This is a genomic window from Archangium lipolyticum (assembly GCF_024623785.1).
Taxonomy (GTDB): domain Bacteria; phylum Myxococcota; class Myxococcia; order Myxococcales; family Myxococcaceae; genus Archangium; species Archangium lipolyticum.
This window is the reverse complement of sequence record NZ_JANKBZ010000010.1, coordinates 33,052-54,007: the sequence shown is the minus strand read 5'-3', so window position 1 is coordinate 54,007 and position 20,956 is coordinate 33,052. Positions and strand designations below refer to the sequence as shown.

12 protein-coding genes are annotated in these 20,956 nt (G+C 68.4%); 3 read left to right on the top strand and 9 right to left on the bottom strand.

The genetic code is table 11. The annotated features are described in order from the left end of the window. Positions 1-26 precede the first annotated feature (26 nt). The 6 genes from ccoG to NR810_RS22125 are packed head-to-tail and all read right to left on the bottom strand — an operon-like array spanning position 27 to position 7,155. Positions 27-1,439, bottom strand: coding sequence for a cytochrome c oxidase accessory protein CcoG (gene ccoG / locus NR810_RS22150; protein ID WP_257455229.1), 1,413 nt, complete (start codon positions 1,437-1,439; stop codon positions 27-29). Between the two features lie 10 nt (positions 1,440-1,449). After that, entirely contained in the window at positions 1,450-1,998 is a 549-nt protein-coding gene (locus NR810_RS22145; protein ID WP_257455227.1) for a cbb3-type cytochrome c oxidase N-terminal domain-containing protein, read from the bottom strand. Then, the gene (locus NR810_RS22140) at positions 1,985-2,197 is read right to left on the bottom strand and encodes a CcoQ/FixQ family Cbb3-type cytochrome c oxidase assembly chaperone (protein WP_257455226.1); all 213 of its coding nucleotides are present in this window, start codon (positions 2,195-2,197) and stop codon (positions 1,985-1,987) included. The genes NR810_RS22145 and NR810_RS22140 overlap by 14 nt, the downstream gene beginning before the upstream one ends. Then, positions 2,197-4,539: a cytochrome-c oxidase, cbb3-type subunit I gene (ccoN, locus tag NR810_RS22135; protein WP_257455225.1), complete on the bottom strand. Its 2,343-nt coding sequence runs from the start codon at positions 4,537-4,539 to the stop codon at positions 2,197-2,199. The genes NR810_RS22140 and ccoN overlap by 1 nt, the downstream gene beginning before the upstream one ends. A gap of 19 nt (positions 4,540-4,558) precedes the next feature. Beyond that, positions 4,559-4,744 (bottom strand): cytochrome oxidase, encoded by a 186-nt coding sequence (locus NR810_RS22130; RefSeq protein ID WP_257455224.1) that lies wholly within the window; start codon positions 4,742-4,744, stop codon positions 4,559-4,561. Then, positions 4,741-7,155, bottom strand: a complete 2,415-nt coding sequence (locus tag NR810_RS22125) for a heavy metal translocating P-type ATPase (RefSeq protein ID WP_257455223.1) — start codon at positions 7,153-7,155, stop codon at positions 4,741-4,743. The genes NR810_RS22130 and NR810_RS22125 overlap by 4 nt, the downstream gene beginning before the upstream one ends. A gap of 48 nt (positions 7,156-7,203) precedes the next feature. Between NR810_RS22125 and NR810_RS22120 the strand changes: the two genes are divergently transcribed. The 3 genes from NR810_RS22120 to NR810_RS22110 all read left to right on the top strand — a co-directional run bounded on the left by NR810_RS22120 (position 7,204) and on the right by NR810_RS22110 (position 10,885). Next, positions 7,204-7,923, top strand: coding sequence for a sulfite exporter TauE/SafE family protein (locus NR810_RS22120; RefSeq protein WP_257455222.1), 720 nt, complete (start codon positions 7,204-7,206; stop codon positions 7,921-7,923). 69 nt (positions 7,924-7,992) lie between these two features. Further along, entirely contained in the window at positions 7,993-8,418 is a 426-nt protein-coding gene (locus tag NR810_RS22115; protein ID WP_257455221.1) for a hypothetical protein, read from the top strand. Between the two features lie 181 nt (positions 8,419-8,599). Then, positions 8,600-10,885 (top strand): di-heme oxidoreductase family protein, encoded by a 2,286-nt coding sequence (locus tag NR810_RS22110; protein ID WP_257455220.1) that lies wholly within the window; start codon positions 8,600-8,602, stop codon positions 10,883-10,885. A 76-nt stretch (positions 10,886-10,961) separates the two neighbouring features. Here NR810_RS22110 and NR810_RS22105 read toward each other — a convergent pair whose 3' ends face one another. From NR810_RS22105 to NR810_RS22095, 3 genes are all read right to left on the bottom strand, one after another. After that, entirely contained in the window at positions 10,962-13,853 is a 2,892-nt protein-coding gene (locus NR810_RS22105) for a MopE-related protein (RefSeq protein ID WP_257455219.1), read from the bottom strand. A gap of 112 nt (positions 13,854-13,965) precedes the next feature. Further along, positions 13,966-14,349, bottom strand: a complete 384-nt coding sequence (locus NR810_RS22100; protein WP_257455218.1) for a hypothetical protein — start codon at positions 14,347-14,349, stop codon at positions 13,966-13,968. 91 nt (positions 14,350-14,440) lie between these two features. Continuing rightward, positions 14,441-20,728 carry a S8 family serine peptidase gene (locus tag NR810_RS22095; RefSeq protein ID WP_257455217.1) on the bottom strand — a complete coding sequence of 2,096 codons (6,288 nt, stop codon included), beginning with the start codon at positions 20,726-20,728 and terminating at the stop codon, positions 14,441-14,443. Positions 20,729-20,956: the final 228 nt, after the last annotated feature.

Here is a 20,956-nt window from a genome sequence, read left to right as displayed (position 1 = left end):
TGCGCTTCAGGGACCCATCGGCCCCACTACCGCCCCGGGGAGGGAGGCCCCAGGAAGCGGGCCTCCAGCCGCTTCACCTGCCCGGACGCCTGGTCGGAGACCTCGATGTGGAAGGTGAAGGGGAGGCGCTGGTTGCGCTCCACGGTGAGGAAGACGGGCACGCGCTGGCCCTCCAGGGAGCCGAGCCTCACCTGGGGCTGGGGCAGCACCACCGAGGCGGGCACCGGGCTGTCGACCCGCACGGTGAAGGTGGACTCGGTGGGATTCTTGTTCACCAGGTGCAGCTCCAGCTGGTTGCGCACCGTGGAGCCCTCCAGGATGTAGGGCAGGCCCGGGAAGCGCAGCACGTTGGCCTCGAAGGGCGTACGGCCCACCAGGCTCACCGTGAGCGCGATGGCGGAGATCGCCAGGAGCCCGCCATACATGAACAGGCGCGGCCGGATGACGCGGCGCGGCTGGCCCGCCAGGCCGTTGAGCGAGTCGTAGCGGATGAGGCCCTTGGGCCGCCGCAGCTTCTCCATCACCTCGTCACAGGCGTCCACGCACTGCGTGCAGGCGATGCAGTCCATCTGCAACCCGTTGCGGATGTCGATGCCGGTGGGGCAGGCGGTGACGCACTTGCGGCAGTCCACGCAGTCGCCCTGACGGGGGGCATCGGGAGCCGCCAGCCTCGCCTTCATCAGCCGGCCCCGGGGCTCGCCGCGGGTGGCGTCGTAGCCGACGATGAGCGAGTCCCTGTCCTGCATGGCCGACTGCAGGCGCCCGTAGGGGCAGACCACCACGCACATCTGCTCGCGGAACCAGGCGAAGTTGAAGTACAGCGCGCCCGTGACGGCCATGGCCCAGGTGAAGGGCACGCCGTGCCCGCCCGGGCCCTCCCTCACCATGGTCTCCAGATCCTCGACGGAGACGAAGAGCGCCAGCGCCACGTGAGCCAGCAGCCACGACACACCCAGGAAGGCGCCATGCTTCGTCACCGCGCGCAGCACTCGGTCCGGCGTCCACGGCCCGGCGGCCATCTTCAACCGGCGCTCGCGAGGGCCGTCGATCCACCGTTCGAGCCGCCGGTACACGCCCTCGAGGAACACCGTCTGGGGGCAGGCCCAGCCGCACCACACGCGCCCCAGCCACGCGGTGGCGAAGAGCAGGGAGAAGCCCGCGGTGGTGAGCAGGAAGAGGACGAGCCAGAAGTCCTGCGCGTTGAAGGTGCTCCCGAAGAGGTAGAAGCGGCGCGCGGCCACGTCCAGGTGGACGGCGGGGTGGCCTCCCATCCGGAGGAAGGGCAGCACGGCATAGAAGGCGATCAGCCCCGCGTAGACGATGCGGCGCCGGGTGACGAAGCGGCCACGCACATCCGAGGGATGGATGGCCACGCGCGAGCCATCCGGCCGGATGGAGGAGAGATGCCCGGTGTCCTGCCCTGGAGCTCGTGGCTGCATAGGTCCTCCCCTACTGCTCTGGCTCGCCCTGGGGAGCCTTGCCAGCCACGTTCGTGTTCTTGAGCGTCAGCACGTACGCGACGATGGCGCGCACGCGTTCGGCGCCCAGGGTGCGTTCCCAGGCGGGCATACCCTTGGTCACCACGCCCTCGGACACCGTCTTGTGGATGGCCACCGGCTTGCCGCCATGCAGCCAGAAGGTGTCCGTGAGGTTGGGACCGATGAGGCCCTCGCCCTTCTGACCGTGGCAGGAGGCGCACTGCTGCTGGAACTGCGCCTTGCCCAGGTCCACCGACTGGGAGTCCTGCATCAGCGCGAGCAGCGTGTCGTCGGACACGGGCTTGTTGGAGGCCGCGAGGCGCGCGGCCTCGGCGGCCTCGGCCTTGTACACCTCCAGCGAGCCCGGGCCCATGCCCGTCACGTGGTAGTAGTACCAATAGCCGAAGCCGAAGATGAGGGTGGCCCAGAGGATGAACAACCACCACCGGGGCAGGTGGTTGTCCATCTCCTCGATGCCGTCGTAGACGTGGAGAACGCCCGATTTGTCATTCGAGCTCATGGTGGGTCCTCGCGCCGCGGGGGTCGGAAGTCACCGCGCCCGACTCGGCCAGCGGCAGCCGGGCCAGCGCGTCGTAGTCCCGGCCCCTCCGCCCGAGGAACACCCAGGCGGCCACGCCGAGGAACACAGCGAAGAAGAGAAGCAGGGTGAAGAGCGGGAGATGGACGAGGTCCATCCCCTCGTAGAATTGTTTCCACATCAGGGAGTCCCTCCGGCCGAGGCCGTCTCGAGTCCACCCGGAGCGGGCGCGATGTCCTGGGGCCCGCGGCCGAGCCGCTGCAGGTAGGAGATGATGGCCACCATCTCCGAGTCCCACGCCACCTGGACGCCCTGGCTGGCCAGGTCCGCGGTGATGGCCTCGGCCTGGGCCTTCTGGCGGGCCTCGGCCGCGTCGACGTCGGCGTTGGTGTAGGGCACGCCGAGCTTCTGCATCAGCGCCAGCTTCTTGGGTGCCAGCTTCACGTTCAGCTTGTTCTCCGCGAGCCACTGGTACGGAGGCATGTTGGAGCCGGGGCTGGTGGCGCGCGGATCCATCAGGTGCGTGTAGTGCCAGAGGTTGGGGTACTTGCCGCCCTCGCGGTGCAGATCCGGCCCCGTGCGCTTGCTGCCCCACTGGAACGGGTGGTCGTAGATGAACTCCTCGGCGCGGGACACGTCGCCGTAGCGCTGCGCCTCGGCGAGGAACGGGCGGATCATCTGCGAGTGGCAGACGTAGCAGCCCTCGCGCACGTACAGGTCACGCCCCTGGAGCTCCAGCGGGGAGTACGGCTGCTGGGCTTCGCCGTGCGCCGGCACCGCCTGCTTGATGAGGATGGTGGGCAACAGCTCCGCCACACCACCGATGAGGATGGCCAGCAGCGTGAACACGGTGAAGGCCAGCGGACGGCCCTCGATGAGGGCGAACCAGGTGGGCCCGCCCGCCTCGCGGTTGCGCCGGGCGACGATCCAAGCGAACTCGCCCAGGGCCACCATGGCGCCCATGATGGCGATGGCGCGCACGGGACCCGACCAGCCCAGGAAGATGCTCAGGCCGATGATGGCCAGCGCGAACAGGAGCGGCCAACCGGTGACCACGGCCACCCAGGCCGGCTTGCCGGGCACCACGGGCACGGGGGCCAGCTCCTCCATCACCACGGTGGTCTCGCCATCCACGGCCTTGCCGGAGCGGGCCGTCTTCCAGAGGTTCCACACCATCAGGATGAAGCCGGCCAGGTAGAGCGAGCCGCCCAGGAAGCGGACGATGTACATGGGCCGGATGGCGATGAGCGTCTCCACGAAGCTCGGGTAGAGCAGCGTCCCGTCCGGGTTGGTGGCGCGCCACATGAGGCCCTGGTTGATGCCCGAGGCCCACATCGCGACCATGTAGAGCAGGATGCCCACCGTGCTCGTCCAGAAGTGCAGGTCGGCCGCCTTCACCGAGTGCAGCTTCGTGCCGTACAGCCGGGGCACCAGCCAGTAGAACATGCCGGCCGCCATGAGGCCGTTCCAGCCCAGGGCACCGCCGTGCACGTGACCGATGATCCAATCCGTGTAGTGGCCGAGCGCGCTCACCGACTTGATGGAGAGCAGCGGCCCCTCGAAGGTGGCCATGCCGTAGAAGGTGAGGCCCGCGATGAGGAACTTGATGACGGGGTCCTCACGCAGCTTGTGCCAGGCGCCGCGCACGGTGAGCAGGCCGTTGAGCATGCCGCCCCAGGACGGGGCCCACAGCGCCACGCTGAACACCATGCCCAGCGACTGCGCCCAGTCCGGCAGCGCGGTGTAGAGCAGGTGGTGCGGGCCGGCCCAGATGTACATGAACACCAGGGCCCAGAAGTGGATGATGGACAGCCGGTACGAGTAGACCGGGCGCTCGGCCGCCTTGGGCAGGAAGTAATACATGATGCCCAGGATGGGCGTGGTCAGGAAGAAGGCGACCGCGTTGTGGCCGTACCACCACTGCACCAGGGCATCCTGCACACCGGCGAAGACGGAGTAGCTCTTCAGCGGGCTGAGCGGCAGCGCCAGGCTGTTGACGATGTGCAGCACCGCCACGGTGATGATGGTGGCGATGTAGAACCAGATGGCGACATAGAGGTTCTTCTCGTTGCGCTTCGCCAGTGTCCAGAAGAAGTTGATGGCGAACACCACCCAGACCAGCGTGATGGCGATGTCGATGGGCCACTCGAGCTCGGCGTACTCCTTGGAGGTGGAGATGCCGAGCGGCAGCGTGATGGCCGCCGCGACGATGATGGCCTGCCAGCCCCAGAAGTGGATCTTCGAGAGCAGGTCCGACGCCATCCGCGTCTTCAACAGGCGCTGGGTGGAGTAGTAGACGCCGGCGAACATCATGTTGCCCACGAACGCGAAGATGACCGCGTTGGTGTGCAGCGGGCGCAGGCGGGAGAAGGTCAGGTACGGGACGCCGAAGTTGAGCTGCCACCAGGCGAGCTGGGCGGCGGCGATGCAGCCCACCAGCATGCCCACCACGCCGAAGAGCAGCGAGGCGGCGATGAACCGCCGGGTGGTGGTGTCGTCATAGACGATGCGTTGCTGTTGCACGAAAGCACCTCGGGGAAATTCACTGCCGCGGGTTGGGCTCGGAGGACACGGCCGGCTTGGGGCGGGCGGTGTCGTCCTCGAGCGGAATCAGGGACAGGCGGTCGGCGTGCTCGGAGTCGCGGTGCCGCACGCTGAAGGCGTAGAGCAGCACCGAGCCCGCCACGAGCATGAGGCTGACGAAGACCTGGAGGACGATGACGTTCACGCGGGCACCTCCTTCAAGGCCCTCGGCGCCTCACCGGCCGCACGCGAGCGGCGGGCCGACAGGCTCGCGAGGGTGAAGAGGATGAGGGACAGGGAGCTGAGCGGCATGACCACGGCCGCGCGCAGGGGCGTCATCAGCCCGGCGAGGCACACCGCCACCGTCACCACGTTGTACGCGAGCGAGATGCCGATGACCCGCCGCACCACCTGACGCAGACGGAGGGAGAGCACCAGCGCCTCGCGGATGGCCGAGAGGCCCTCGCCCATGAGGAAGAAATCGGACTTGCCCGGCAGCACCGGCCGGTCGATGGCGGGCGTGCCCGCGCAGAAGGCGCGCTCGAAGGCGAGGCTGTCGTTGACGCCGTCCCCCAGGTAGAGCGTGTCCGACTGGTCGATGCGCGCCACCGCCTCCGCCTTGTCCTCGGGCCGCTGGCCGCCGAGCGCGTGCTCCACCGGCACGTCCAGCGCCTCGGCCATGGCGCGCACCCGCGCGGGCGCGTCGCCGGAGATGAGCCACACCTCGTGACCGGCCTCGCGCAGCGTCTGGATCTCCCGGCGCGCGTCGGCGCGCACGGACTCCCGGAGGGCGAAGGAGGCCAGGGGCTGGCCATCACGCGAGAGGACGGTTCCCTCCAGCCCCGTGGCGCCAGGAGCCGCCCATGCCGGGGCACCCAGCCGCCACGTACCGTCCGCCCGAAGCAGCTCCAGGCCCTGCCCGGGGTGCTCCGTCACCTGAGCGCCGGTGGAGAAACGCGCACCGGCGCGAGAAAGGGCCGCGGCGAGACACCGGCTCACCGGGTGGTTGCTGCGCGCGGCCAGGTCGAAGGCCACGTCGCGGAGCGCGGGCGCGAGCGCGTCCACGGCCTCGCGGTCCACCAGCTCCATCCGGCCGAGTGTCAGCGTGCCCGTCTTGTCGAAGAGCACCTTGTGCACGCGGGGGAGCCGGTCCAGCAGATCCTGGCTGCGCACGAAGAGGCCGAGCCTGCGCAGCCGCGTCTGGGTGAGCTCGTACGCGAGGGGCACGGCGATGCCGATGGCGCACGGGCACGTCACCACGAGGAGGGCCACGGCCACCTCGAGCGCCTTGTCCTGGCCCTGGGGGAGCCAGAGGGCGAGCCCCAGCGAGGAGACGAGCAGCACGGAGAGCACCCAGCGGCGGGACACCGCGTTCCAGAAGCGCGTATGAGCGGGCACGCGGCCGGGCACCGAGGGCGTCTGGCGTAGCAGGGCCACCAGCGGCGAGTCCTGGAAGTCCGTCCGGGCCCGCACGTGGGCGGCCCCCCGGGCCGCGTTGAAGGCACCGGCGGGCACTTCCCCACCCTGCTCCACCGCGCGCACGTCCGGCTCGCCCGTCACCCAGTCGGTGGAGAAGCTGGCGCGCGCGTCCAGCAGCTCGGCGTCCACGGGCACCAGCTCGCCCGGGGCGATGACGAGCACGTCGCCCGCGCGCAGCTCGGCGGCGCGCACGGTGACGAGCCTGTCCCCTTCCTGCCGGCGGGCGAAGAGTCCCTCCGCGCCATCATCCTCCAGGAGGAAGCGGCGGTTGCGCTCGAGGACGCGCTGCTGCAACCAGCGCCCCACCAGCATCAGGGTGACGAAGGTGTTGAGCGTGTCGAAGTAGGCGAGGTCCCCCCGGCCGTCGCGCGCCTTCACCAGGGAGGTGGAGAAGACGAGCAGGATGCCCAGGGCGATGGGAAGGTCCAGGTGGAGGACGCCGCTGCGCAGCCCCTTCCAGGCGGAGCGGAAGAAGGGCCAGCCGCCCACCAGCACCACGGCGGTGGAGAGCCACAGGCTGAGCTGGCTGAAGAGGGAGAAGACCTCGCCGTCGGCCGGGGTGAGCCCCACGTAGAAGCTCACCGAGAAGAGCATCACGTTCATCGTGATGGCGGCGCAGATGCCGAGCCGGATGGGCAGGTCGTGCGAAGCGGACTCGGAGCTCTTGCGGCCGGGTCCGAAGAGGTAGCCGAAGCCCTCGACGGCGCGGAGGAAGCCGGCCACGTCGAAGGCCCCCCTGCGCCAGGCGAGCCGCGCCTTGCCGAGCGCCGGATTGACGGTGAGCGAGGCCCCACCGGGCTGGCGGCGGAAGAGCTCGTTCATCAGCCAGACGCATGCGGCGCAGTGGATTCCCTGCACGTCCAGCTCGAGCGCGCACACGGGGCCGGTGGTGGCCTCGGCGCGGGCCACGAGCGGCTCCAGCCAGGCGAAGCCCCGGTCCTGCCGGGGCTCGGGCGCCGGAGCCGTCTTGCCATCGGCCAGCGAGTAGTACCGGGTGAGACCCTGGTCCACGAGGAGCCGGTGCACGGCCTCGCAGCCCGCGCAGCAGAAGTCCTTCAGCGGCGAGCCCTCGGGAACGGGGCTGCCACAGTGACGACAAGAGGCCGAGAGGCGCTCGACTGGCGGGGAAGCCGGCATCGGCTCGGCCCCCTTGCGAACGGCATGCCCATTGCGATGGACCGGGGCATGACCTCGGTCCTTCCCGTTCTCCAGAGCCTCTTCGGACAGCTCCTTCCGGCCCCCGTGGTGGCGGCGGGCGCCGCGGGCGCATGGATGGTGGGCGTCACCGGCAGCATGCACTGCCTCCTCATGTGCGGGCCGCTGGCCTGCGCGGGATTGCCGCAGGTGAAGGGCCCGGAGAGGTGGCGCGCGGTGCTCGCCTATCAGAGTGCGCGCGTGGGGGCGTACGCGCTGATGGGAGGGCTGCTGGGGGCGCTGGGCGGAGGGGTGACACGCGCGCTCGCGGTGTCGACGCGGCCCTGGCTGCCCTGGGTGATGGCGGCGGCGCTGGTGGCCTCGGCGCTGGAGCTGGGGAAGCGGTTGCGCCCGCTACCGGGGCTGTCCCACCTGGCGGGCGCCATCACCCGGGCGGGCGCAAAGTTTTCGCTTTTGAGCAGATCGGGCGCAATGGGTGCGGTGACCCCGCTCCTGCCGTGCGGCCTGCTCTACGGGGTGTACGCGGCGGCGCTGACGAGCGGCTCCGCTGGAGGAGGAGCGTTGCTGCTGGGGGCGTTCGCGCTGGGGGGGCTGCCGGCGCTGTTGGGCGCACAGCTACAAACGGGCCTGTGGCAGCGGCAGCCGCGCGTGGCGGCGTTCGTGTTGAAGCGCGCCGTGCCCCTGGTGGCCGCGGCGGTGCTCATCTACCGGGCCGTGGGAGTCTCCTCGGGCCAGCCTGGCTGCCACTGAGAACCCCATGAATGGCGGCCATTCGTCGCGCTAGGCTCCGCGCGAACCCGATTCCGAAAGGACGCCATCATGATGCGTGGTTGGCTCGCAGCCGTTGCCCTCGCGGGCGCGGCACTCGTGGGATGTGGAGGTACAGAGGCAGAGGTGGACACCGAGGCTCCCGGCAGCACGTCGAGCGCCCTGGTCACCTGTTCGTCGACGTGCTCGAACGGCACCACCATCTCATGTAGCGGAGAGTCGTGCTCCGCCAGCAATGGTTCCTACGTGCAATGCGATGGCACCTACAAGTACTGCTCCACGACTCCGACGAGCAACTGCCGGTTGTTCACCAGCACCTCGGATGTGTCCTACGACGATGCGTGTGACTCGGCCATCGCCCAGGGGATCGCGTACTGCTCATCCTATGGCGGTGTCAAAAGCCAGGCCCCCGCGTGTCTGCTGAACGCGGAGGCCCCTCCCTACATCGCGAGCAACCGCGTCTGCTGCAACCGCTGAGCGCCTGCTCCGCTCGGGGGCCGCGAGGCCTCTTCAGGCTGACCGGGTGCCCGACCTGAACAGTCGCGCACCCGACATCCTATCAGCTTGACTTACTCATTAGTCCATTTTCTCTTCACTATCCGCCCTGGCCCGAAAGGGCCGGTGCGGGTGCTGCTCGAAAGGAAAGTGAAGAGACACCATGTTCAACAAGACAACCGGAATGGCCGTCGCATTACTCGTTGCCTGTTTGTGGGCTGGCGAGGGGCTCGCGGCCACCTACGGCGTGCAGGGCTCCGGCTCCTCCGCCATCTTCTACGTCGACACCACATCGTGGGCGGACATCCACTACCGCCTCAACAACGGGGGGCAGCTCAACGTCCGGATGACTGTCACCAATGGAAGGAACCAGTACACGGTGAGCAATCTGGTGAGCGGGAACACCATCGATTACAACTTCACCTACTGGGACACGTCCTGTAACTGTGCTCGCGATACGCCCGCGGCCCGCTACACGCACGGCGGCACCTCCACGGACGCGGGCACCGACGGCGGCATCCCGGATTCGGGCACCTCCACGGACGCGGGCACCGACGGCGGCATCCCTGATTCGGGCACCTCCACGGACGCGGGCACCGCCAACATCGTTCCCCTGTTCAACAGCGGCACGCCTCTGGAGCCGGCCCTGGTGGAAGAGACGTCCCAGGCCATCATCACCCGCGTCGGTGAACGTGTGCGTGACCGCCACGCACGTGAGAACCAATTCCAGGCGTACGATCACTTCCTCTCGCTGTATTTCGTGAACCGGACCTTCTACGTCGAAATCATCGACCAGGTCGCCAAGGGTGGAAACCAGATCGTCGTCAATCTCCACACCGTCTATCCCCACGACGGCACGAACTTCCGCGCGTTCTTCAGAGGCATCAACACGGAGGCCGAGTACTGGCACAACGGCACCTTCAGCCGGGTGAATGACTACCTCTACACCGCCAGCGTCGGCTACAACGCCAAGGAAGGCCGGGCGATCCGGATCGGCGATCGCATGGAGATGGAGGTGGGCGTCTTCCTGAAGCAGCCGGTGGAAGGCCGCTTCAACTATTACTCCCGCGCCTGGCTGTACATGGTGGGCAGCGGCGGCATCGTGCCGTTCGAGGGCGTCGGCGCCACCCGGGACTCCTACCCCATGCCCGAGGCCGGATGGAGCGGTGGCCGGACCACGCTGAACCAGCCGTTCTCGAACGAGCCCGCCGAGCGCTTCATGCAGATGGCGTTGAACATGGCGCCCGTGAACACTCAGACGTTCGTCGAGGGCCGGCGCATCCATCACACCGACTTCGGCAATGGCAGCCACTCCGAATCGGGCAACCCCATCTTCACGGAGCAGCAGAACAAGCTGGGACCGAACTACATCGCGCGCTCCTGCGTCGCCTGCCACAAGAACAACGGCCGGGGCCTGCCCCCCGCCACCACCAACACCACGTTGAGCAACATCATCGTCAAGGTGGGACGGGTCAACGGCACCACGGTCACCGCGGATCCGCAGCTCGGCGCCAAGCTGCAGCCGTTCAGCACCAGCGGGACTCCCGAGGCGGATGTCCGCATCTCCGGGTGGACCACGACCAGCGGCCAGTTCAGCGACGGCACCGCCTATCAGCTGCGCAAGCCGGCCTACAGCTTCCTCAACGTCATTCCCACCCACTACTCGGCGCGGAGCACCCCTCAGCTGGTGGGTATGGGCCTTTTGGAGGCCATTTCTGAAAGCGCTGTCATCGCCCTGGCCGATCCGAATGACAGCAACGGGGACGGCATCTCCGGGCGCGCGCGGACCGTGACGGATCCCCAGACCGGCGAGACCCGCCTGGGCCGCTTCGGCTGGAAGGCGAGCATGGCGCGTCTGCGGCACCAGGTCGCCGACGCCTTCAACGGCGACATGGGCGTCACGACCTCCGTCTTCAAGACCCTGGACTGTGGCTCCGCGCAGGCGGGCTGCGCGGGCTCCAGCACGGAGCTGAGCGATCAGGACCTCGACAAGCTCGTCCGGTATGTCGCCCTGCTGGGTGTCCCGGCCCGCCGCGATCTGAACGACGCCCAGGCCCTGCGCGGTGAGTCGCTCTTCCAGAGCGCGGGGTGCGGCAGCTGCCACAAGGCCACCCTGACCACGAGCCCCCATCACCCGAACGCGGAGCTGCGCGGCCAGACGATCCACCCCTACACCGACCTGCTGCTGCATGACATGGGGACGGGCCTGGCCGACAACCTCCCGGAGGGTAACGCCTCGGGTTCGGAGTGGCGCACCCCGCCGCTGTGGGGCATTGGCCTGACGGCCGGCGTCAGCGGCGGCGAGGCCTACCTGCATGACGGCCGCGCGCGCACCCTGTCCGAGGCCATCCTCTGGCATGGAGGTGAGGCGGAATCCTCCAAACAGGCCTTCGTCAAGATGCCCGCCTCCGACAGGGATGCCTTGATCCGGTTCCTGAAGTCCCTCTGATCAAGGCCCCATCTCAACACACGGGGGCCGCGCTGCCGCGGCCCCCGTTTCATTCACATGCCGGGTTCCCTGGCACTCATTGGGGGATGGCCTGGCACACGCAGGCGCCTGACACATCACAGGGCTGCGGTGGGTCCTTGTCGCTCCGCACGCATTGCGTTCCATCGCAGCAGGTGCCACCGGACGAACCACACGCCTCTCCCACCGTGGAGCAGCCGTTGCTCACGGGGTACGCCACCCACTGCGGGAGGTGATTGGAGCCGGAGAGGTTCTGCATGGGCAGCGGGAAGGCCGCGAAGGAAGGATCCTCCCCTGCCGCCAGCTTGTCCGGGTCCACCGCCGCCATCCACAACAAGGACCCCGTTACATTCTGCCCTCCAATACTGTCGGGGGGTTTGCGCAGGCCATACATGCGGGAGGAGGCGAACGCCACCCACATCAACCGAGGACTGCCCGCCGCGCCTCGCGACACGCTGGGATGCCACTTGGGGTAGCCGTTGGACAGGTCCACCGAGCTGCCGTCCATGACACCAGGTGCGTTGGCGCGAGCCAGCTCCACGGGGGCCGCACTGGCGTGCAGCCTCGCGGCCCATATCCTCGCGGAGGGATCACTCTCCGAATCGCAGTTCATGTTCGAGTCCCCCGCGCCGCTGGGGCAGGAGGACTCGTTGTAGACGAGGAAGGACGAGTCGGGCGCGATGGCCGGGGCATAACGGTTCTTCCCGCTCTGAGACGGAGCCACGACCACCGGGTCGCTCCAGCTCCCACCCGGCTGCTCCGACACCACCTGGATGGAACCCTTGTAGAAGCGCTGGAGCGTATTCTTGATGCCAACGGAAGCGAAGGCGATCGTCTTCCCGTCCGCGCTCCAGTCCGGATGGCTGGCGGGATTGGTTGGAGTGCCGGTGTTGGAGATCTCTCCCAGCAAGTCACCGGTGCTCCCGTCGAAGAGCATCAGGTTGAAACGCGTGGCGTTCTGGTCTCCGTAGACGCCGACGAACCTGCTGCCTTCAGGGTTCCACGATTCGAAGGTGCTCAGCCTCGCGCCGTTCTGCACGAGGGGGACCCGGGTCGTGGGGTAGAAGCTGGACAGATCCACCAGGGCGATCCGCCCATCGTGCTGCCCGTTGACCCCCGCCACCATCTTCTTGCCATTGCGGCTCACCGCGTGACAGCCCACGCATTGCACGCTGGAACCATTGATGTTGCTTGCCTTCATCACGACGGAGGGGTTCGACGTGCCGCTCGCGGAGAAGTCCTGGCGCAGGATCGCCATGCCGTTCCAGGTCGTGAAGTAGTAGAGCGAGCCCGCCACCGTGGAACCGGAGATCTGGAGGGTGATGGGCTCGGAGACGCCCACCGTGCCGGCGCCCGAGTCATCCGTACCGCGAACGGCGAGTTGCACGGGCTGGCCCCCACGGTTGCTCTCGGCCACGAACCGCCAGACCTCCTCGGAAGGCGTATAGATGCAGCCGCGGGTCACTCCCGAGGGCAGAGAGAAGCCGCTCGGCAGGTAGCAGCGCAGGTAGACGCGCACGTCCGTGATGCCGTTTCGGAAGGACAGCTCGAACAAGGTGTTGGAGCTGTCCCCCGGCAGGAAGTGGATCTCCATCTGCCCCAGGTTGGGTGGGACCATGACCCCGCTGCTGGGATGGACGATCCGTGGACTGCGCGTGGCATCCACCGTTCCGTCGAACCTCGTCTCCGGCCGCGAAGGCAGGGAGACGGAGCTGGAATCTGGGATCCTCTGTTCGAGCTTCACCGTGATGGCAGCAGAGGCGGACACGGTGCCCACCCGGGCGCGCACGGTGCTGGAGCCAGCCACCGAGGTGCTCGAGTTGAAGGTAGCCCCCGAGAAGAAGCCCAGCCGCGTGTCGTCGATGCTGAAGGCCGCCTGGCCCGTCACGTCCTCGGTGTGCCCATCCGAATAGGTCCCCGTGACGGTGAACGTCTGCACGGCCCTCGTGCTCCCCTGGATGGCGAGCTGGACGTTGTCAGGCGAGAGCGTGAGCGAGCGCAGGGCCGCGCACGACGAGCCCTCGCAATCCGGATCGAGGCAATCGACCGTCCCATCGCTATCGTTGTCCACATGGTCGGTGCACGCGGCTTCGGTCCTGGCGCCGCCCTGGCAGATGCAGCCCGTGCCGCACGCTCGGCTCGCGCAATCCGAGTCCGCACAGTCCAGGCGTCCATCACCATCGTCATCGATGCCATTGTCACAAGCCTGCTCCGCGGGCAGCTGGCAGGAACCATTGACGCACGTCTCCGACGCGCCGCAGGACCTGTCACATCTGCCGCAGTGGGCCGGATCCGTCCGCAGGTCGAAGTCCTCGTCCACCGTGCCGTCGCAGTCGTCATCCTGACCGTTGCAACGCTCCACGGTGCTGCTCGTGGTATCGCTGCACACCGCTCCGCCCGAGGCGTTGCAGACGAACTCGCCCTCGGCGCACATGTCCGAGTCCTGGCCATCGCAGGACTCTCCGACATGGAAGCCCTCGTCCACCTCTCCGTCACAGTCGTCGTCACTCAGGTTGCAGCGCTCCACCGAGTCCGCGGTGGTATCGCTACAGACCGTGCCACCATTGGCGCCGCACACCACCTGCCCCTCCGTGCACCGGTCGCTGTCCGGTCCATCGCAGGGCGTCCCGAGTACGAAGCCCTCATCCACTTCACCATCGCAGTCATCGTCGATGTGGTTGCACAGCTCGGCGGCAGCGGGCTCGCAGCGGCCTCCGTCCGGGGCTCCCGCGTCGGAGCCACCATCGCCACCACCGGGCTGACCGGCATCCACCTGGGTGGCAGGTGTTCCGGAGTCCGGATCATCCGGCTCCGGGGAGCCACAAGCGGTGAGACCGGTGAAAGCGAGTGCCACCATCAGGACGAGAGTGCGTGTCTTGATGGGATGGAGAGAGGTCCTGTCCCGCCGCGTGCCTACGCGGGTGGAGACCGGAGTACCGGAGTTGCTCATGATTCTGGTGTGACCTGTGCCTTTCGGGACGGTGACTCCCCTCGCGGGAGTCTTCAGTCGTGCCCGGAAAGGTTGTAGATGCAACATCCCACAGTGCGGAACAATCGTTCATTCACCGAGCGAGGCACACACCCTCCTCCAACCGGGGCACTGGCTTGCGCGTCAGACCGCAGTTGGACTTGATACCCGCCTCCCGTTGCCACGCCCGCTCGGCCTTCTCGAGCGCGTCGAGCTTGGACCGAAGCGCCTTCACATCCGTCGTCCGCGTGCAGTAGCCGATGTACTCGCGCGGGCCGCCGCAGGCCTTGTGGCCGAACCCCGCCACCGCGCACTCCGCCACCTGCTCGCAGCCCCGCGGGTTCGCCAGGGCTCGCGCCTCGCTCGCGAGCTTGTCGGCCCGCTGTTTCAGCTTCGAGCCGCTCGCGGCCCAGGCTCCGCCCGCCGCCATCAGCAAAGCCACCGCCCATGCACTCCTCCAGCCCATCCGAAACCTCATGCCGTGCCTCCTTGTCCGTCCGAAAAGAAAACGCGCTGGCGGGAGGTGAGCCCCTCGCCAGCGCGTTCTCATCCATCCGCTCGCCTCCGCGTCAGGCCACCTTCACCTGGCGCCGCCGGGCGAGCACCTGCCGGGCCAGCACGAACAGACCCAGGTAGATGCTCGCATCCGTCCCCGAGGTGGCACCACAACCGCAGCTCCCGCTCTTCACGCTGAAGCCGACCGGGGCGGAGCTCGCCACGTTGCCCGCGCTGTCGGAGATGACGGCCGTGATGGTGTGCGACGAGCCTTCCACCGCCTCGGAGCTGTCCCACGTCGCGGTCAGCGTCGCGTCCGTGCCGGTGGCGATCACCACACCATCGACCAGGATGGAGAGCTGGCTCAGCGTGGTACCAGCGGCCACCGCGCCCGTGGCGGAGATCCGCACCTCGCCGGACACCAGCGTGCCGCCCGCCGGCTCCGTCACCGACACCGTGGGCTGTGCGAACGGCGTGACGTTGGTCCGCGCCGCGCCGGTCAGGTGCGCCTGCGCGGCATCCGTCAGGGTGAGCGTCATCAGGCCCGTCGACATGAACGTCACCTTCAGGCTCGCGAGCACGCCCTCCGTGAAGGCCGCGTTGGCCGGGAGGACCGCCGCCGCATCCGAGCTCGTCACCTGGACCGGGCCGGAGTAGGTGGTGGCCACGTTGCCGTAGGCGTCATACGCCGTGGCGGACAGGGTGACCTCCTGGCCCGCGGTGAGGCTCGCGGGGAGCGCCAGCGCGTAGCTGGCCGCCGGGCCCGGCGTCACTTCGAACGCCGCGCTCGTCGCGCTCGCGAAGCCCTGGGCGCTCGCCACCAGCGTGTAACCCTTGCCGGCCTCGCGAAGGGAGAGCCCCTCGAACCGGGCCACGCCCTTCACCGCGGACACCGGAGCCGCGCCGAGCAGCGTACCGGCCTCCGGGTTCGCGCCCAGGCTCAGCGTCACCAGGGCCGCGCTGTCGGAAAGCACGTTGCCCTGCGCGTCCTGCACCTCCACCTCGATCGGAGCGAACGACGTGCCCGCCACGAGACGGCCCGGAGCACCGCGGAAGACCAGGCGCGCCGGGGAACCGGTGGTGATGTCGAACGCCGCGCTCGTCACCGGCGTCAGCGCGTCCGCGCTCGCCTGGAGCGTGTAGCCCCGGGCGGCACGGTCGAGCGACAGATCCGCGAAGGTGGCCACGCCATTGACCGCCGCCACCGTCACGGTGCCACTCAGCACGCCGCCCCTGGGGTTGTCTTTCAGAGCCAGCGTGATGCTCGCATTGGAGGACGTCATCGTGTTGCCCTGGGCATCCAACACCGCCACCTTCACCGTGAAGGCCTCGCCCACGGCCGCGCTGGACGCGGGAGGGGTGACGAAGACGAGCCGGGCCGGAGCACCCGCGCGCACGTCGAAGCCGACGCTGGTGTCCGAGTGGAGACCGCTCGCACCGGCCACCAGGGTGTAGTTGGAACCCACGCGTCCCACCGAGAGGGAATCGAAGGTGGCCACGCCATTCACCGCGTTGACGGTGGTGGTGCCGCCGAGGGTGGCGCCAGCCGGGTTGTTGCCCAGCGACAGCACCACCGGAGTGGTGGCCTGCGTCGACAGGTTGCCGAACTGGTCATGGAGGGAGACCTGGACGGCCGGGGTGATGGGCGCGCCAGCCGCCACGTTGGTGGGCTGCCGGGTGATGATCGCCCGGTACGGCACGCCCGGCGTCACATCGAACGCACTGCTGACGATGCTGGTGAGGCCCGTCGAGGTCGCCCTCAGCGTGAAACCCGTCCCCAGCTTGCTGAGGGACAGGTTGCCGAAGGTGGCCACGCCACTGACGGCCGCTACCGTGGTGGTGCCGCTGAGCGTGGCGCTCGCCGGGTTGGTGGCCAGCACGAGGGTGACGTTGGCCGAGGAGGTGGTCATGTTCCCGTACGTGTCCACGATGGCCACCCGCACCGCCGGTGTGATGGCCGAGCCCGCCGGGGTGTTGGAGGGCTGGGTCACGAAGGCCAGCTTCGATGCCGCGGCCGGGGTGATGTTGAAGGCCGGGCTGGTGGCGCTGGTGAGGCCGTTGGAGGAGGCCGTCAGCGTGTAGCCAATCCCTATCTTGTTGATGGACAGGCCGCTGAAGGTGGCGACACCGTTGGTCATGTTCACCGTCGCGGTGCCGGACAGCGTGCCACTGCCCGCGTTGTTGCCGATGGCGAGGGTGACGCTGTTCGAGCCCGTCGTCACCGCGTTGCCGTAGGCGTCCAACAGGCCCACCTTCACCGCCGGAGAGATGGAGGCACCCGCCACCGCGTTGGAAGGCTGGACGGAGAAGACCAGCCGGGTCGCGGGAGCGGGAGTGACGGTGGTGCTGGCACCGACGCTCATGCCCGGATTCGCCGGATCCGTCGCGGTGACGGACTGCGTGCCCAGGGTGAAGAAGGTGACGGGCAGGTTCGCCGCGCCTCCGGAGAAGGCCACGGTGGACGGCAGCACCGCCGCGGTGTCCGTGCTGGTGAGGGACACGCTCCTGTTGTAGCTGGGATTCACCACGCCCGCCGCATCCACCGCGGTGAGGGTGATGGACGACTGCGTACCCACCGCCACGGAGGCCGGAAGCCCGGTCATCTTGAAGCCCGTCACGGGCCCTGGCGGCGGCGTACGGGTGGAGCAGGCGACCACCTGCTCCGCCGTGATGCGGACATCGTCCACGTAGAAGCCTTCGTAGTGACTGCTCGAGTCGCTGTAGAAGCGGAACCCGAACCACACCGTCTGGCCCGCCAGCGCCCCCAGGTTGACGGTGACCGGCTTGAGCGAACCATTCGCGTTGGTGGCCTGGTTGGTCCAGATGCGGATGCTCGCGTTGCTGTTGAGCGCATTGTCGTAGCCACCCGCCGAGATGTACGGCTGCGACGAGGACACCGCATCGGACACCGGGGTCCACGTCCCGCTCGCACCCGTGGTGCTGTAGACGAGGTAGACGCCGTCGAACTTGCTCTCGAGGTTGTACCAGACGTTGAACGTCATCTGGGGGTTGGTCGCATTGGCCGGGAGGGCGAAACCATTGATGCCGGACACCGAGCCGTCGCCTCCCAGCACCAGCGTGAGCTGCTGGCTCGCGGGGTAGGTGCCACCACAGCTCTTGTTGGCCGCGCCAATCCGGTACGCATTCGTGGCCGACTGGTAGCGGCAGCCGGTGACGATGTTGATGGCGCTCGCGTTGCCAGACTGCGCCGTTGGAATCCAATACGCGGAGGCATTGGCCGGCCTGTTGGCGTCGAAGTCATCGAAGTAGCGGACCCCCGGCGCAACCGGGCCGGTGGGCGTGGCCGCCTTCTGGACCAGGTTCGTCTCCTCGAGGATCGCCGTGCTCGTCTCGGTGGCGCGAACCACGTAGTAGTACGTGCCGCCGGACGACAGGTTCAGGTCATCCGAGAACGTGGTGCCGGTCAGCCCGGTGGCGATCCGGTTGGCCGCCGAGGGGGTGAAACCCGGCGTGGTGCTCCGGTACACCGAGTAGCCCAGGGTGCCGCCGCACAGGGGCGTGGCCGCGGACCAGGTCAGGGTGTTGGAGCAGGTGCTGGCGGCACCGTTGTTGACGGAGGCGAGACCCGCGAAGGAGGGAGGCAGTGTGCACACGCCCGTGGTCACCGCGGAGACCTCGTTGGAGTCGGGGGACTCCGCGCACACCGCCGCGCGCACCACGTAGAAGTAGGTCGTGCCGCCCGACACGCCGGTGTCCACGAACGGCGGCGCCGCCGCGGTGCCCGCCAGGGTGTACGGCCCTCCGGCGCGGGTGGCCCGGTAGATGTTGTACGAGGTCGCGCCGTTGGGAACCCAGCCGATGTCGATGCGGCCGTCACCACTTCCGGTGGCCGTCACGCCGGTGGGCGCACCCGAGGGAGCGTCCGTGCAGATGTTGTAGGCGACGAGCGCGAAGTCCTGATCCAGCGACGTGGCGTTGTCCGGCACGCCGTCCGAGTTGATGTTGCTCGCCTTCACCGTCACGGAGACGAAGCCGTTGGTGCCGGCCGGCAGGAAGACGTTCTCCACGTTGTTCCGGCTGTCCGCGGTGCCTCCGGTCACGGAGTGGGCGCCCGTGAAGACGTTGCCCTTGTACGTGTTGCCCCCCACCGTCACGGTGAGGTCCAGATCGTTCTTCCAGGCGCTGGCGACGGTGGAGCCCGGCGCGTCCGTCCACGCGAGCGTCACGCGGAAGGGCTTGCCCGGATCCACCACCTTGCCCAGGAAGGTCCGGGTGTCGCCCGTGGAGACGAAGAGGTGGGCCGGGTTCTGGTCCTCCAGCAGGCGCGGGGCACCGTCGAACGCCATGCCGAGGTCCATCAGGCCCGTGCCCTGGTTGTTGGAGTAGAGCGAGTCACCGGCCCCCGTGCCCGTCATGTAGCGGGTCGAGCTCATCAGGAAGGCCTTCGTCATCGCCGGGCTGGGCGGGGTGCTGCCCTGGTTGATGAAGTACTGGCGCACCAGCGCCGCCGCCCCCGCCACCGCGGGAGTGGCATGGCTGGTCCCCGAGGAGGCCGAGTACCACTGCTGGCCCGCCGGGAAGTAGTTGCTGGGCGCGACCCCGCCGCAGACGCCAGTGCCATCGAAGCAGGAGAGCGCCTGGCCCACGGGGTTGGCCGGCGTGGCGGCGCGCTGGCCGTCCACCTGGGCCACGCCACCCGACACGTGCGTGCCGGGCGCCATGATGTCCGGCTTCTTGCGGCCGTCCGCGGTGGGACCCCGACTGGAGAAGGAAGCCACGTCGTACAGGCTGTTCGCCTCGGAGTCGGGAGTCTCGCAGTTGTCCTCACCCCCGAAGGCCTGGACGTTCTCCGAGGCGCCCACGGTGATGACGTTCTTCGCCGTACCCGGAGAGCCCACGGTGTTCACGTCCGGGCCCGCGTTACCCGCCGCGAAGACGATGACCATCTCCTGGTTGCCCGCGTTGGCCACCGCGGACCCCGTGGGCTGCGCGTCACGCACCAGCGCGTCGTAGATCTGCGCGTCCTCGTCGTACTCGTTGAAGTCGGCGCCCCAGCTGTTGGAGCTGATGCGCATGCCGTCGCGGTACGCACGCGCCTGCAGGTCCGCGTAGTTGGGGTTGGTGAATTTCGACGGATCGAACACCACCGACGCGCCCACCTTCACGAAGGGCGCCACACCCAGTCCATAGGAGAAGCCGCTCGCGTCCCGATAGGGCGCCCCGGTCTGGTTGACGTAGCCCGCGACGATGTGCGTGTTCAGGGTGCCGTGGCCATCACAGCCCTGGATGGTGCTCCCGGTGTTCGCCTTTCCCTCCAGGCGGCTGTAGACGACGCGGCTGGTGCCGGTGACGTCCCCGTTGACGTACAGGCCGAAGTGGTTGGGCGCCGCCGAGCCGTTGTCGAGGCCGCTGTCGCTCACGTCCACGCCGAAGCCGGACGCGGTGAACTGCGCCTGGGTGAAGCCCTTGGAGGCCAACCACGTCAGGTAACCCGGCCCCGTCGGACCCGTCCCGGTGATCTGCCCGGCGAGGATCATGTCCTGCCTCTCGTCGAACTTCCTCGGCTCGGGGCGCGGCTGGATGGACACGACGTCCGGGCGCCGCGCCACCTCGTCGAGCGCCTTCCGGTCCAGCCAGGCCACCACGTTCACGTAGCCCAGGGCCTCCCGGATGGTGGCCTCCTGGGACTGCAGCGAACGGATGAGCTCCAGCGTCGCGCCGTTCGTCTCCTCGTCCTTGATGAGCTGGATGGCGTAGGTGGGCGTCACGACCGTCTGGATGGACGGGGCCAGCTTGTACGCGTCCAGGTACTCGCCATCCCATTGGATGACCGGGGACGCGGTGATGTGCCGCTGCAAGGTCCCCATGGCGGTGGGGCCGCCGTACACGAGGTAGGCGTTGTTGGGGAGGTACGTCACCACCCTGACGCCCGTGGCCTTCAGCGCCTCGTACCACTCGGGCCGCACCGGGCCAGCGAAGTGCACGATGTGCAGGCCCTTGCTGGTCACCGTCTTCTTCATCCCGCGCAGGGACATCACCTTCGTGGAGGCGGTGTCGATCTCCCCCGCGTTCAACAAGATGCGGTTGTAGTCATCACGCACCTCCACGCCCGGCGCCTCCGACAGCGACTCGAGCGTGGCGTCATCCACCTGCAACAGCTTGAAGGAACCGTAGTCCCCCAGGACCCTGGCGCCCTGCTTCTCGAGCTCGGCGGCCTTCTCCACACCGAGCTGGACCTTGTGCAGGGAAGGCTTCGAGTGGGAGCCCTCGGACCGCGAAGACCCTGGCTCATTCCCCGAGCCCCCGCACGCCAACGTCGCAACGAGCCCTGCCAGACCGAGCGCCCTCGCGGACAGACCGCGAGCGCGCATACCGGCCAGCCGGTACGCCGATTCCTTCATGTATTTGCCCTCGTGAGCGACGCGTGCGGTGCGCCTCCGGGAAATCGGAGCCGCCCACCCACCACTCGCCGCTGAGCCTGAGGATTTACCACGGCCCGGTAATCAATGCCAACACACGCCTCTCAAGCGCGCATCAAGCATTTCTCAAGAATCGAGCCTGGTTGTCTTTGATTGAAGCTCAAGCTTTTCGCTATCAACTCAAACCAACCGCTTGCGGTTCAAGCTTTT

Excerpts from the sequence above, each read along its gene's own strand:
- ccoG (WP_257455229.1), bottom strand. The coding sequence starts at position 1,439 with ATGCAGCCACGAGCTCCAGGGCAGGACACCGGGCATCTCTCCTCCATC.
- NR810_RS22145 (WP_257455227.1), bottom strand. The coding sequence starts at position 1,998 with ATGAGCTCGAATGACAAATCGGGCGTTCTCCACGTCTACGACGGCATC.
- NR810_RS22140 (WP_257455226.1), bottom strand. The coding sequence starts at position 2,197 with ATGTGGAAACAATTCTACGAGGGGATGGACCTCGTCCATCTCCCGCTC.
- NR810_RS22125 (WP_257455223.1), bottom strand. The coding sequence starts at position 7,155 with ATGCCGGCTTCCCCGCCAGTCGAGCGCCTCTCGGCCTCTTGTCGTCAC.
- NR810_RS22120 (WP_257455222.1), top strand. The coding sequence starts at position 7,204 with ATGACCTCGGTCCTTCCCGTTCTCCAGAGCCTCTTCGGACAGCTCCTT.
- NR810_RS22115 (WP_257455221.1), top strand. The coding sequence starts at position 7,993 with ATGATGCGTGGTTGGCTCGCAGCCGTTGCCCTCGCGGGCGCGGCACTC.
- NR810_RS22110 (WP_257455220.1), top strand. The coding sequence starts at position 8,600 with ATGTTCAACAAGACAACCGGAATGGCCGTCGCATTACTCGTTGCCTGT.
- NR810_RS22105 (WP_257455219.1), bottom strand. The coding sequence starts at position 13,853 with ATGAGCAACTCCGGTACTCCGGTCTCCACCCGCGTAGGCACGCGGCGG.
- NR810_RS22100 (WP_257455218.1), bottom strand. The coding sequence starts at position 14,349 with ATGAGGTTTCGGATGGGCTGGAGGAGTGCATGGGCGGTGGCTTTGCTG.
- NR810_RS22095 (WP_257455217.1), bottom strand. The coding sequence starts at position 20,728 with ATGAAGGAATCGGCGTACCGGCTGGCCGGTATGCGCGCTCGCGGTCTG.